Annotated in this window: 14 protein-coding genes; 11 read left to right on the top strand and 3 right to left on the bottom strand. The window is 58.3% G+C overall.

What is annotated here, in order from left to right:
• Window positions 1-9: 9 nt before the first annotated feature.
• Together ytfT and yjfF are read left to right on the top strand one after the other, a co-directional pair.
• On the top strand, window positions 10-1,035 hold the full coding sequence (ytfT, locus tag ABLV64_RS09890) for a galactofuranose ABC transporter, ATP-binding protein YtfT (protein WP_130943134.1): 1,026 nt from the start codon (window positions 10-12) through the stop codon (window positions 1,033-1,035).
• Window positions 1,022-2,020: a galactofuranose ABC transporter, permease protein YjfF gene (gene yjfF, locus ABLV64_RS09885; protein WP_002886825.1), complete on the top strand. Its 999-nt coding sequence runs from the start codon at window positions 1,022-1,024 to the stop codon at window positions 2,018-2,020. Before ytfT ends, yjfF begins: the two co-directional genes overlap by 14 nt.
• Before the next feature lie 44 nt (window positions 2,021-2,064).
• Here yjfF and fbp read toward each other — a convergent pair whose 3' ends face one another.
• Window positions 2,065-3,063: a class 1 fructose-bisphosphatase gene (fbp, locus tag ABLV64_RS09880; RefSeq protein ID WP_004206493.1), complete on the bottom strand. Its 999-nt coding sequence runs from the start codon at window positions 3,061-3,063 to the stop codon at window positions 2,065-2,067.
• Between the two features lie 175 nt (window positions 3,064-3,238).
• Here fbp and mpl point away from each other — a divergent pair, with 175 nt between their 5' ends.
• Both mpl and ABLV64_RS09870 read left to right on the top strand, forming a co-directional pair.
• A complete protein-coding gene (gene mpl / locus ABLV64_RS09875) occupies window positions 3,239-4,612 on the top strand; it encodes a UDP-N-acetylmuramate:L-alanyl-gamma-D-glutamyl-meso-diaminopimelate ligase (RefSeq protein WP_004206494.1) in 1,374 nt (457 codons plus the stop codon).
• A gap of 68 nt (window positions 4,613-4,680) precedes the next feature.
• A complete protein-coding gene (locus ABLV64_RS09870; RefSeq protein WP_062913746.1) occupies window positions 4,681-5,208 on the top strand; it encodes a GNAT family N-acetyltransferase in 528 nt (175 codons plus the stop codon).
• Window positions 5,209-5,251: 43 nt separating this feature from the next.
• On the opposite strand, the gene ABLV64_RS09865 is transcribed toward ABLV64_RS09870, so the two are convergent.
• Entirely contained in the window at window positions 5,252-6,460 is a 1,209-nt protein-coding gene (locus tag ABLV64_RS09865; RefSeq protein WP_017900577.1) for an aldose 1-epimerase family protein, read from the bottom strand.
• A 429-nt stretch (window positions 6,461-6,889) separates the two neighbouring features.
• A complete protein-coding gene (yjgA, locus tag ABLV64_RS09860; protein WP_004206498.1) occupies window positions 6,890-7,441 on the bottom strand; it encodes a ribosome biogenesis factor YjgA in 552 nt (183 codons plus the stop codon).
• A 95-nt stretch (window positions 7,442-7,536) separates the two neighbouring features.
• Here yjgA and pmbA point away from each other — a divergent pair, with 95 nt between their 5' ends.
• The 7 genes from pmbA to ABLV64_RS09825 all read left to right on the top strand — a co-directional run bounded on the left by pmbA (window position 7,537) and on the right by ABLV64_RS09825 (window position 12,071).
• Window positions 7,537-8,889 (top strand): metalloprotease PmbA, encoded by a 1,353-nt coding sequence (pmbA, locus tag ABLV64_RS09855; RefSeq protein WP_017900576.1) that lies wholly within the window; start codon window positions 7,537-7,539, stop codon window positions 8,887-8,889.
• 36 nt (window positions 8,890-8,925) lie between these two features.
• Entirely contained in the window at window positions 8,926-9,312 is a 387-nt protein-coding gene (cybC, locus tag ABLV64_RS09850) for a cytochrome b562 (protein ID WP_002886893.1), read from the top strand.
• A 289-nt stretch (window positions 9,313-9,601) separates the two neighbouring features.
• Window positions 9,602-9,940, top strand: a complete 339-nt coding sequence (locus tag ABLV64_RS09845; protein WP_004206500.1) for a PRD domain-containing protein — start codon at window positions 9,602-9,604, stop codon at window positions 9,938-9,940.
• 10 nt (window positions 9,941-9,950) lie between these two features.
• Window positions 9,951-10,313, top strand: a complete 363-nt coding sequence (locus ABLV64_RS09840) for an SFCGS family glycine-rich protein (RefSeq protein WP_004206501.1) — start codon at window positions 9,951-9,953, stop codon at window positions 10,311-10,313.
• A 2-nt stretch (window positions 10,314-10,315) separates the two neighbouring features.
• Window positions 10,316-10,615, top strand: coding sequence for a DUF4312 family protein (locus tag ABLV64_RS09835; RefSeq protein WP_004206503.1), 300 nt, complete (start codon window positions 10,316-10,318; stop codon window positions 10,613-10,615).
• Between the two features lie 21 nt (window positions 10,616-10,636).
• Window positions 10,637-11,413 (top strand): DUF4311 domain-containing protein, encoded by a 777-nt coding sequence (locus ABLV64_RS09830; RefSeq protein WP_002886897.1) that lies wholly within the window; start codon window positions 10,637-10,639, stop codon window positions 11,411-11,413.
• A gap of 13 nt (window positions 11,414-11,426) precedes the next feature.
• The gene (locus ABLV64_RS09825; protein ID WP_004206504.1) at window positions 11,427-12,071 is read left to right on the top strand and encodes a DUF4310 family protein; all 645 of its coding nucleotides are present in this window, start codon (window positions 11,427-11,429) and stop codon (window positions 12,069-12,071) included.
• The last annotated feature ends 88 nt before the right edge of the window (window positions 12,072-12,159 follow it).

Below are 12,159 nucleotides of genomic sequence, written 5' to 3'. Positions count from 1 at the left end.
GAGTAACTCATGATGCCTCGATCTCTTTCGCAAACCGGCCCGGAGAAGCGACGCTTCACCTGGCCGAAGGGCACCCCGCAGATCATTGCTCTGCTGCTGGTTCTGCTGGTCGACAGCCTGGTGGCGCCCCATTTTTATCAGGTAGTGCTTCAGGATGGCCGCCTGTTTGGCAGCCCAATCGATATTCTCAACCGCGCCGCTCCGGTGGCGCTGCTGGCCATCGGCATGACGCTGGTGATCGCCACCGGCGGCATCGACCTGTCGGTGGGGGCGGTGATGGCGATTGCCGGCGCGACGGCCGCCTCGATGACCGTCGCCGGACACAGCCTGGCGGTGGTGCTGCTGGCCTCGCTGGCGGCGGGCGCGCTGGCCGGGCTGTGGAACGGCATCCTCGTGGCGATCCTTAAGATCCAGCCCTTTGTGGCGACGTTGATCCTGATGGTGGCCGGACGCGGGGTAGCGCAGTTGATCACCGCCGGGCAGATCGTCACCTTTGATTCCCCTGCGCTGGCGTGGCTTGGCAGCGGATCGTTTCTGCTGTTTCCGACGCCAGTGATCGTCGCCGCTGCTACGCTGCTGCTGTTCTGGCTGTTTACCCGTAAAACGGCGCTGGGCATGTTTATCGAAGCGGTGGGGATCAATATCCGCGCGGCGAAAAACGCCGGCGTTAATACCCGCATCGTGGTGATGCTGGCCTATGTCCTGAGCGGCGTCTGCGCGGCGATCGCCGGGATCATCGTGGCGGCGGACATTCGCGGCGCGGATGCCAATAACGCCGGGCTATGGCTGGAGCTGGACGCCATTCTGGCGGTGGTCATCGGCGGCGCTTCGCTGATGGGCGGGCGATTCAACCTGCTGCTGTCGGTGGTGGGGGCGCTGATTATCCAGGGCATGAACACCGGGATTTTGCTCTCCGGCTTCCCGCCGGAGCTCAACCAGGTGGTGAAAGCGGTGGTGGTGCTGTGCGTACTGATTGTCCAGTCGCCGCGCTTTATCGGTTTACTGAAAGGGGTACGCGGCCATGATAAAACGTAATTTACCGTTGATGATCACCCTCGCGGTGTTTGTGCTGGGCTATCTCTACTGCCTGACGCAATTCCCCGGCTTTGCCTCGACGCGGGTGATCTGCAATATCCTGACGGATAACGCCTTCCTCGGGATCATCGCCGTGGGCATGACCTTCGTGATCCTCTCCGGCGGGATCGATCTGTCTGTCGGGTCGGTGATCGCCTTTACCGGCGTCTTTCTCGCCAAAGCGATTGGCTTTTGGGGAATATCACCGCTGGTGGCGTTTCCGCTGGTGCTGGTGATGGGCTGCGCCTTCGGCGCGTTTATGGGGCTGCTGATTGACGCCCTGAAGATCCCGGCCTTTATCATCACCCTCGCCGGCATGTTCTTCCTGCGCGGCGTGAGCTATCTGGTGTCAGAGGAGTCGATTCCGATTAACCACCCGGTGTATGACACCCTGTCCGGGCTGGCATGGACCATTCCCGGCGGCGGACGCCTCAGCGCCATGGGGCTGCTGATGCTGCTGGTGGTGGTGGCCGGTATTTTTGTCGCCCACCGCACCCGCTTCGGCAATCAGGTGTATGCCATCGGCGGCAACGCGACGTCGGCGAATCTGATGGGGATTTCCACCCGCAGCGCCACAATCCGTATCTATATGCTCTCCACCGGGCTGGCGACGCTGGCCGGGATCGTCTTTTCCATTTATACCCAGGCGGGCTATGCGCTGGCGGGCGTCGGCGTGGAGCTGGACGCCATTGCCTCGGTGGTGATCGGCGGCACGCTGCTCAGCGGCGGCGTTGGCACCGTGCTGGGAACCCTGTTCGGGGTGGCGATCCAGGGGCTGATTCAGACCTACATCAACTTCGACGGCACCCTCAGCTCATGGTGGACGAAAATCGCCATCGGCATTTTGCTGTTTATCTTTATCGCGCTGCAGCGTGGGCTGACCGTGCTGTGGGAAAACCGGCAGAATGCGGCGGTGACGCGGGTGAGCGGGGCGGGGAGTCGCTAAGCGAGAGGCTCCTCCCGCAGGCGCGGGAGGAGCGGGCAGGGCGTTTAGGCGTCCGGGAACGACTTAATAAAGTTCTCGACGTCTTCCACCATGTGGTTGTTGCCGACGAAGAAGGAGCGGCGCTGGTGCAGGCTTTCCGGAACAATATCCAGAATACGCTCTTTACCATCGCTGGCCTTACCGCCCGCCTGTTCGGCAAGGAAGGCCATCGGGTTGCATTCATACAGCAGGCGCAGCTTACCATCCGGGTGGCTGGCGGTGCTTGGATAGAGGTAGATGCCGCCTTTCAGCAGGTTGCGGTGGAAGTCCGCCACCAGAGAGCCGATATAGCGTGAGGTATAAGGACGCTGAGTCGCTTTGTCTTCTTCCTGGCAGTACTTAATGTACTTCTTCACGCCCTGCGGGAATTTGATGTAGTTGCCTTCGTTAATGGAGTAGGTATTGCCCTTCTCCGGGAAGCGCATGCGCTCCTGGCACAGACAGAAGACGCCGAGGGACGGGTCATAGGTGAAGGCGTGGACGCCGCAGCCGGTGGTATACACCAGCATTGTCGAAGAGCCATAGACCACATAGCCCGCTGCCACCTGCTTGTTTCCCGGCTGCAGGAAATCTTCTTCTGTCACCGGCGTGCCAACAGGCGTCACACGGCGATAGATAGAGAAGATCGTACCGACAGAGACGTTAACGTCGATGTTAGAGGAGCCATCCAGAGGGTCCATCAGCACCACGTATTTGGCGTGTTCACACCCTTCGAAGACGACAATCTCATCTTCTTCTTCAGAGGCGATCCCGGCAACAATATCGCGTGCTCGCAGTGCGGCTTTTAATTTTTCATTAGCGAACAGATCGAGTTTTTGCTGAACCTCGCCCTGAACGTTTTCAGCACCGCTGGCACCCAGGATATCGACCAGACCGGCCTTGTTGATATCGCGGTGGATGATCTTGGCGCCCAGCTTTATTGCTGACAACAAAGCAGTCAGCTCACCGGTGGCGTGGGAGAACTCGTGCTGCTTTTCAACAATAAACTCACCTAACGTTTTCATAACTCGTTCCCTGCATTTTTATGTTGAGTAAAACGAACGCAACAATCTTAACAAAGAATCAAAAAAGTGCGCACTGGTGAATCGCGCCAGCAAAATACAGATTCGCCTGAAATGCATTTCGCCAGGGCCCGGGATATGGGTAAAATGTGCCCCGGATAAGAGAAGGAAATGACGAATGCGCATTCATATTTTAGGAATCTGTGGCACGTTTATGGGGGGCCTGGCCATGCTGGCGCGCTCCCTCGGTCATGAGGTAACGGGGTCGGATGCTAACGTCTATCCGCCGATGAGCACCCTGCTGGAAAACCAGGGGATTGATTTAATTCAGGGCTATGACCCCAGCCAGCTGGAGCCCCGGCCGGACCTGGTGATCATCGGTAACGCCATGACTCGCGGCAACCCGTGCGTTGAAGCGGTGCTGGAAAACAATATTCCCTATATGTCCGGCCCGCAGTGGCTGCACGACTTCGTGCTGCGCGATCGCTGGGTGCTGGCCGTCGCCGGGACCCACGGCAAAACCACCACCGCCGGCATGGCGACCTGGATCCTTGAAGCCTGCGGTTACCAGCCGGGCTTCGTTATTGGCGGCGTTCCGGGCAATTTCGACGTCTCTGCGCGCCTGGGCGACAGCCCGTTCTTCGTCATTGAAGCGGATGAATACGACTGCGCCTTCTTCGACAAGCGCTCCAAATTTGTTCACTACTGCCCGCGGACGCTGATCCTCAACAACCTTGAGTTCGACCACGCGGATATCTTTGACGACCTGAAGGCGATTCAGAAGCAGTTCCACCATCTGGTGCGCATCGTGCCGGGCAAAGGCAAAATTATCCTGCCGGAGAACGACATCAACCTGAAGCAGGTGATGGCGATGGGCTGCTGGAGCGAGCAGGAGCTGGTGGGCGAGCAGGGCCACTGGCAGGCGAAGAAGCTGAACGCCGACGCCTCGCAGTGGGAAGTGCTGTTTGACGGCGAAAAGGTCGGCGAGGTGAAGTGGGCGCTGGTCGGCGAACATAATATGCATAACGGCCTGATGGCCATTGCCGCGGCGCGTCACGTCGGGGTACTGCCGGCGGATGCCGCGAACGCGCTGGGCAGCTTTATCAACGCCCGCCGTCGCCTGGAGCTGCGCGGCGAAGCCAACGGCGTCACCGTGTATGACGATTTCGCTCATCATCCGACGGCGATCCTCGCCACGCTGCAGGCGCTGCGCGGCAAAGTGGGCGGCACCGCGCGCATTCTCGCCGTGCTGGAGCCGCGCTCTAATACCATGAAAATGGGCGTCTGCAAGGACGATCTGGCGCCGTCCCTTGGCCGCGCCGATGAAGTGTTCCTCCTGCAGCCGCAGCATATTCCATGGCAGGTGGCGGAAGTGGCGGAAGCCTGCGTCCAGCCGGCCCACTGGAGCGCCGACGTCGATACCCTGGCGGAGATGGTGGTCAAAACCGCCCATCCTGGCGACCATATCCTGGTGATGAGCAACGGCGGCTTCGGCGGCATTCATCAAAAGCTGCTGGATAAGCTGGCGCAAAAAGCGGCCGCGGCAGAGTAAGCCCGAGCGCCTCCGATCACTGCCCTCCGCGTGAGGGCAGTTTTGTTTTTACCAACAGGGAGGGTGTGATGCTGACCTGCGAAAGCGTTCTTTCTACCGACTCGCCCCATTTCGCCATGCTGGACGCGCTCTACGCGCGCGCCTTTCCTTGGCACGAGCAGCGCGAAAGCGAGGCCAAACGTCAGGCGCTCAGCAACGCGCACTACGCGCTTGAGGCGTGGTTCGATGAGGACGTATTTATCGGCCTCAGCGGCTGCTGGCAGTTTGCCGGCTACTGTTATGTCGAACATCTGGCGATCGACGATACGCTGCGCTCCCGCGGCTATGGTAAACAGCTGCTGGCGCAGATCCTGACGCGCGCGCCGCTGACTATTCTGGAAATCGATCCGCTCACCAGCGAGATCGCCCATAAACGACTGCGCTTTTATCAGTCGATGGGATTTCACGCTAACCCCTGGGCGCATCGTCATCCCACCTATCATCAGGGCATCGCGGATCATGAGCTGCTGGTGCTGAGCTACCCGCAGCCAATCGATGAGCGACAGTACCAGCAGTTTGCCCGGGATCTCGGGCACGAGGTGATGGGGCGGGAGTAGCCCGGCGCGGCGTACCGCTCCGGGCGTTCGGCTGGGGGTATTTTTACTCTTTGGCGATCGGCGTTTCGTTCTCCACCACTTTATTGTCGCCCTGAATCTGCGCGATCTTCTGCTCGACGGCGGCCACCTGGGCGCTGTCGTGCAGCAAGGTGTAGGTCAGATCAAACTGCGCGCTGGCGCCCGGCTGCAGCTGCTTCACGCGTTTTTGCTCGCGTTCAATGGTCACCGGATAGGCGTAGCTGGTCCCTGGCTCGATACCGGTGACGTAACCCTGTTTGACGGTGTCGGTGTTTTTCCACAGCGTCAGGACCGGCAGCTGGCGGGTGTCGAACTGAATAGAGGCGCCTTTATCGCCAGCCTTGTTGACCACGGCGGCCAGCGTCTGGTGATTTTCATCGGCCAGCGGCTGAATATTAAATACCATCTCGTCAAAGTCTTTGGTCGGTCCCTGATAGGTTTGCCAGGTTTTTAACCCGCTCTTGGCGTAATCATTGAACGGGCTGATGCTGGACATCGGGGCGAGGAAACGTGCGCCTTCTTCGAGGATCGGGGTACCGAAGTTGCTGTGGTAGATGATCTGATAATCATGCGGATAGTCGGCGTGATTGGTTAAGACATCGTGCAGGCTGAAGCTGTTGCTGCCCGGGATATAGCGCAGCTCGGTCATGGTCTGCAGATCGGCTTTTTTGAAGGTGCTCTCTTTCACCAGCCCGCGGACGCGAATTTCATACGGCGCGCTGTCGGCCACCTCAACCTCCACCAGGGAGGCCGGCGTGTTGCCGGCCTTGCCGTGCAGGGTATAAATTTGCCCGTCCGCGGTGACTGGATGGCCGGTCCACTCATAGCCGCAGCGGACCATCATCTCGTTGAACCCTTCCAGCCAGCCGAGTCCGTTGCGGCTCTCCAGGTTGATAAACGCCGGGTTAACAACCTCTTTGACCGGCGAGTCCCAGCCCATCCGACTGCCGAAGCCTTCCACTCGCAGCAAGTTCATGCCCCGCGTCGGGCTGAGGGTGATAGTCAGGCCGTCTTTACTGCGAATGGTGAGGATTTTGCTGCCTTCCTGCTTGCCGCCGTGCAGGACTTTCTGCTCAATGCTGAACGTATGGTCTTTCACCTTCAGCTGATCGCTGCTGATCTGCCAGTTTCCTTTATCCATGCCCTCTTCAGCACTCGTCAGCACCCATGTTTTTGCCGCGGCGGAGCCAGAAACCAGCAGAGCGATAGCCGTCAGAACCAGTGTCTTTTTCATTTTTATTCCCTTTTGCTGAATCGATTGTGTCATTGACGTGTGAAATCTACCGGCATGGGGGTGATTAAAATGTGAAGCGCCTCACCTGGTGAGAAAGTGGCCGTTTTGAAGATGTTAAATGCGATAAGTGTCGTATTATTGTGCTAAGGCATGATTAATTATCACCACAAGATGTGATCTGCATTGCTTTTAGCTTTAACGATTCAGCGGTGGTGAGGCAATAAACAAAAGTATCGTTGTGCGGATTAGGGGGACTCAGGAGATGCAGCGGGAACCCCCCTGTTGGCGCGATGTTGGCGTTGTAGCTGGGGAAGGTAGGCCGGATAAGGCGTAGCCGCCATCCGGTACAACGCCGGAAACAGCGGAGTAGCCCGGATAAGGCGCAGCGCGCCGCCATCCGGGTGACTTGTGCGGCAAAAGCGGCGGGGATTAGCCTTCGTTTTCCGCCAGTTCGCGCAGATACTGGAAGATCAGGCGCGCGGATTTCGGCGGTTTGTTGCCTTCTTTCTCTTTCTTCGCATTGCGGATCAGGGAACGCAGCTGCTGACGGTCAGCATCTGGCCACAGGTTCAGCACTTCAGCTACGGCGTCATCCCCGTCGTCAATCAGTCGGTCACGAATCTGCTCCAGCTTGTGGAACAGCGCAACCTGCTGGTTGTGGCGGTTTTTTAGCTTATCCAGCGCCTGACGAATCGGATCGACATCGCGATTGCGCAGCATCTTACCGATAAGCTGCAGCTGGCGGCGGCGACCCTCTTTTTTGATTCGCTGGGCGAGTTCGATGGCGTCGCGCAGGTCAGTATCCAGCGGAATTTTATCCAGCGCGTTTTTCCCCAGGTCAACGAGTTCAGCGCCAAGACGCTTCAGTTCTTCAGCGTCGCGCTTAATTTCACTCTTACTGACCCAGATAATTTCATCGTCTTCATCCTCGATATCATCACCGGGAACGTCGTCGAGCCAGTCTTCGGGCTGCTTTGTCATCTCAGGCTCCTTAAAAAAAGAGGCTAATGTTACCAGTTAAGGCGCGCACTGAAAAACGGTTCTCTGTTAGACTTCAGTTAACTCCTTCTTACATTATGGCATTAGCAATGAAAGTGATCTCTCAAGTTGCCCAGCAACGTAAGACGCTGGAAGAGGCCGTGACCACGGCGCTGGAACTGGCGGCAGGTAAATCCGATGGCGCAGAAGTCTCCGTCAGCAAAACGACAGGCATCGGCGTCAGCACCCGCTATGGCGAAGTGGAGAATGTAGAATTCAATAGCGATGGGGCGTTAGGCATCACGGTTTACCACCAGAACCGCAAGGGCAGCGCCTCTTCCACCGATCTCAGCCCGGACGCCATCGCCCGTACCGTGCAGGCGGCGTTGGATATCGCACGCTATACCTCCCCGGACCCGTTTGCCGGTGTGGCCGATAAAGAGCTGCTGGCCTTTGACGCTCCGGATCTGGACCTGTTCCACCCGGCGGAGGTCTCCCCGGACGACGCCATTGAACTGGCCGCCCGCGCGGAGCAAGCGGCGCTGAAGGCCGATAAACGCATCACCAACACCGAAGGCGGCAGCTTTAACAGCCACTATGGCATCAAAGTGTTCGGCAACAGCCATGGCATGCTGCAAAGCTACTGCTCGACTCGCCATTCGCTCTCCAGCTGCGTCATTGCGGAAGATGACGGCGATATGGAACGCGACTACGCCTACACCATTGGCCGGGCAATCGAGGATCTGCAATCCCCGGAATGGGTCGGGGAAGAGTGCGCCCGCCGCACCCTGTCGCGCCTGGCGCCGCGTAAGCTGTCGACCATGAAGGCGCCGGTGATTTTCGCCAACGAAGTGGCGACCGGGCTGTTTGGCCACCTGGTCGGAGCGATTGCCGGTGGTTCGGTATACCGCAAATCCACCTTCCTGCTCGATTCGCTGGGCAAACAAATTTTGCCGGAGTGGCTGACCATTGAAGAGCATCCGCACCTGCTGAAAGGGCTGGCCTCCACGCCTTTCGACAGCGAAGGCGTGCGCACCGAGCGTCGCGATATCGTCAAAGATGGCGTACTGACCCAGTGGCTGCTGACCAACTACTCCGCCCGCAAGCTGGGGATGAAAAGCACCGGCCACGCCGGGGGCATCCATAACTGGCGCATCAACGGCCGCGGGCTGAGTTTTGCAAAGATGCTTAAAGAGATGGGCACCGGTCTTGTGGTTACCGAACTGATGGGGCAGGGTGTCAGTGGCGTCACCGGCGACTACTCACGCGGCGCATCCGGCTTCTGGGTAGAAAATGGCGAAATTCAATATCCTGTCAGTGAGATCACCATTGCAGGAAATCTGAAAGAAATGTGGCGTAATATCGTGACCATTGGCGATGATATCGAAACGCGCAGCAACATTCAGTGTGGTTCTGTGCTGCTGCCGGAGATGAAAATCGCCGGACAATAACACCTGTTTGCTTAAATAATAAAAAGGAAGTGAGCAATGCGTAAAAAACTGTTAGCGATGCTGGCTGTCTCTGCTTTTGCGCTCGGTTCAGCGTCGGCCTTCGCCGACCTGGGCGAAGACATGGACACTCTGGCAGAAAACCTGCAAGTGGTACAGAAAACCTCTGACGCCGGCGAGCTGAAAGCGGCGCTGAATAAGATGCGTACCGCCGCGGTTGATGCCCAGAAAGAGACCCCGCCGAAGCTGGAAGGCAAAGCGGCCGACAGCGCTGAGATGAAAGATTACCGTCACGGTCTGGATATTCTGATCGGCCAGATCGACGGCGCGCTGAAGCTGGCGAATGAAGGCAAGGTGAAAGAGGCGCAGGCCGCCGCGGAGGAGTTTAAAACCACCCGCAACACCTACCATAAGAAGTACCGCTAACTGTTCTTTTCGGGAGGCATCAGCCGATGTCTCCCGCCTGAAAACCTACCTGTATCACATTTTTCCCTTTTCTTTTTCCGGCCTTTCCGCAGCCGCGGGCGGCTCATTCGCGCGCATTGTTGTGATACGTCTCACGCCATAATTGCTGTTTTTTCATTTTTCCAGTGAATATGTGGTGTCGATCACGCCTGCCGTCTCCCTTTCCACTTCGAAGTGGAAAACAACTCGCTACAAACTCCCATCCCCCGGCGCTACTTTGATTCCCAGAGACATCAGCGGGGTATCAGAAGTGAATAACGGAGCGGTAATACACGACGTAGGGGAGCAGGCAGCGCAGACCGAACGCCTGGCTGACAAGATGCTGCAGCAGGTTTTTGCCCTGTTAAGCCGTCACGGCATCGTCCCTAACGACGTTCAGGAGCAAATGCTGACTTCCCACGTGCGGGCGATGGCCCACCGGTCAATCAGCGGCGAACCGCTGCCGGAAGTGGATGCCAGCCTGTTCGAAGAGATTTCACCAGATTCAATGACGTTGGCCCGCGAAGTGGTCGCGCAGTTCGGCAACCTGCCTGATGAAGAGGCCTGGCTGCTCTCCGTCCACTTCGAAGTCGCAAAAGAAAACCTGTAAGGAGCAAAACATGGAACAAATCACCGTAGTTATTGGCGACCGTCTGGGTAAAGGCCAAAAGGTCGCCGCAGGCGCAGAGAAAGCCGGCGCACGCGCAGTGGTCGTCCCTGGCGTTGCTGCCGACATGAAGCTTGGCGACATGATGAAAGCGGAAAACGCCACCTTCGGCATCTCCTTCTGCGGCAGCGGCGGCGCCGGCGCCATCACCGCCCAGACCAAATACGGCTACAAAGCGAAATACGGCATGCGTTCTGTTGAAGAGGGCGTCACCGCCATCAACGAAGGCTGCAACGTGCTGGGCTTCGGCTTTATGGATAAAGAAGAGCTGGGCGAGCGCCTGGTAGAAGCCTGGAAAAAGAAATACGGCGCATAAGTATGAAAGAGCAATTCACCACCACGGTGAGGGTTGCCGGCAAAGGCGAAAGCAAATCACGGGCCTTCGCCGATGCCCTGAACCATGTGCAGGCTGCGGTGATGAAAACCTCATCGCACATTCTGCTGCGTATTGAGCCACAGGACGTGACGGTTGTTCATGCGCGCGAAGCGGTACGAAAAGAGGCCTTCCTGTTTTTCTTTTTGCGCCGTGAACGACGGACCTACAGCGTGGAGCTGGACGTCACCGTCAACGTGACCGCCATCGATCTCGATAAAGTGGATTTCGTCACGCAAACCTGATTGTTAGCAAAGGGTCTGACTATGTTCCTGATAATTTTAATAAAATCGCTTATCATCGGCGGCCTGGTCGGCGTCGGCGTGGGCGCCGGAGCGGCACGCATGTTTCATGCCCCTACCACCCAGGGGATGGGGGCGTTTCGAACCCTGGGCGAGCTGAACTCCTGTGAGGGCGATCCGGCTTCCCACTTCTCCTTTGGCCTCGGTTTCTTCTTTAACGCCTGGGCCTCTTCCGTTGCAGCAGGCTCCTTCACCCAGGATGTTGACCACCGCATTATCCCCAACTGGGGCGCGGCGGCGCTGATGCTGAAAAATCGTAACGTCGGCGAAACGCTGCACGATCCGAAAAAAATGGCCATCTCCTGCGGCATCATCGGCATGATTGTCGTCGCCTTCCTCAACCTTACCGCCTCGTCCGTACCGGAAGCGCTGCAGGTGACCGCGGTTAAGGTACTGGTACCGGCGGCAAACCTGCTGGTGAACACCGTGATGCCGGTGATCTTCTGGCTGGCGGCGATCGACGCCGGTAAAAAATCAGGCTTCTGGGCGACCATCTTCGGCGGCGCGGCGCAGCTGATTATGGGCAACGCCGTACCGGGGCTGGTGCTGGGTATTCTGATCGGCAAAGGCGTTGAAGAGAGCGGCTGGAACCGGGTCACCAAAGTGATGATGGTGGCCATTGTCGCCCTGTTCGTCCTCAGCGGCTTCTTCCGCGGCTTCGACATGAAGATGATCGAATCCTTCCATCTGACCGTGCCGAACTGGCTGGACATGATCCACAACTCACTCAGCGGCAAATAACGGGAGCCTGATAATGGAACAGAATAAAGGTTTTTGGTATGCCGACTGGTCGTTCCCGATCTTCGTTGGCCTGCTCTCCTCCGGCGTCTTCGCCGGGACCCACATGTACTACCTGTACGGCATCGGCGCCTTTAACGAAGTCGCCTTCGTGGCGATGCTGAAGTCGGGGATTGATACCGGCGTTTACGGCGCGGTGGCGGCGTTTGGCGCCAGCTTTCTGTTCGCCCGCATCATCGAAGGGTCGCTGGTGGGGATCCTCGATATCGGCGGCGCTATTCAGACCGGGATCGGTCTTGGCGTCCCGGCGCTGCTGCTCGGCGCGGGCTTTGTCTTCCCGGTGGCGAACTTCGCCGCCTCGCTGGCAACCGGCCTGATCCTCGGCCTGGCGGTGGGCTACATCATCATTCTGGCGCGTAAGTTCACCATCAACCAGAGCGACTCCACCTACGGCGCCGACGTGATGATGGGCGCAGGTAACGCCTCCGGCCGCTTCCTGGGGCCGTTGATTATCCTCAGCGCAATGACCGCCTCGATTCCTATCGGGATCGGCTCGCTGGTTGGCGCACTGCTGTTCTATATCTGGCAGAAACCGATCACCGGTGGCGCCATCCTCGGCGCGATGATCCTCGGCTCGATCTTCCCGGTGGCGATTAGCTAATCGCTAGATGGCGCTGCGCTTATCGGGCCTACAGGTCAGCGCGATGTGTAGGCCGGATAAGGCGGTACGCCGCCATCCGGCAACAGAT

The organism is Klebsiella sp. JB_Kp031 (assembly GCF_040064295.1).
Lineage (GTDB): Bacteria > Pseudomonadota > Gammaproteobacteria > Enterobacterales > Enterobacteriaceae > Klebsiella > Klebsiella quasipneumoniae.
Note: the sequence above shows the minus strand (reverse complement) of the source record. Positions and strands in the feature narration are given on the sequence as shown.

Excerpts from the sequence above, each read along its gene's own strand:
- ytfT (WP_130943134.1), top strand. The coding sequence starts at position 10 with ATGATGCCTCGATCTCTTTCGCAAACCGGCCCGGAGAAGCGACGCTTC.
- yjfF (WP_002886825.1), top strand. The coding sequence starts at position 1,022 with ATGATAAAACGTAATTTACCGTTGATGATCACCCTCGCGGTGTTTGTG.
- fbp (WP_004206493.1), bottom strand. The coding sequence starts at position 3,063 with ATGAAAACGTTAGGTGAGTTTATTGTTGAAAAGCAGCACGAGTTCTCC.
- mpl (WP_004206494.1), top strand. The coding sequence starts at position 3,239 with ATGCGCATTCATATTTTAGGAATCTGTGGCACGTTTATGGGGGGCCTG.
- ABLV64_RS09870 (WP_062913746.1), top strand. The coding sequence starts at position 4,681 with ATGCTGACCTGCGAAAGCGTTCTTTCTACCGACTCGCCCCATTTCGCC.
- ABLV64_RS09865 (WP_017900577.1), bottom strand. The coding sequence starts at position 6,460 with ATGAAAAAGACACTGGTTCTGACGGCTATCGCTCTGCTGGTTTCTGGC.
- yjgA (WP_004206498.1), bottom strand. The coding sequence starts at position 7,441 with ATGACAAAGCAGCCCGAAGACTGGCTCGACGACGTTCCCGGTGATGAT.
- pmbA (WP_017900576.1), top strand. The coding sequence starts at position 7,537 with ATGGCATTAGCAATGAAAGTGATCTCTCAAGTTGCCCAGCAACGTAAG.
- cybC (WP_002886893.1), top strand. The coding sequence starts at position 8,926 with ATGCGTAAAAAACTGTTAGCGATGCTGGCTGTCTCTGCTTTTGCGCTC.
- ABLV64_RS09840 (WP_004206501.1), top strand. The coding sequence starts at position 9,951 with ATGGAACAAATCACCGTAGTTATTGGCGACCGTCTGGGTAAAGGCCAA.
- ABLV64_RS09835 (WP_004206503.1), top strand. The coding sequence starts at position 10,316 with ATGAAAGAGCAATTCACCACCACGGTGAGGGTTGCCGGCAAAGGCGAA.
- ABLV64_RS09830 (WP_002886897.1), top strand. The coding sequence starts at position 10,637 with ATGTTCCTGATAATTTTAATAAAATCGCTTATCATCGGCGGCCTGGTC.
- ABLV64_RS09825 (WP_004206504.1), top strand. The coding sequence starts at position 11,427 with ATGGAACAGAATAAAGGTTTTTGGTATGCCGACTGGTCGTTCCCGATC.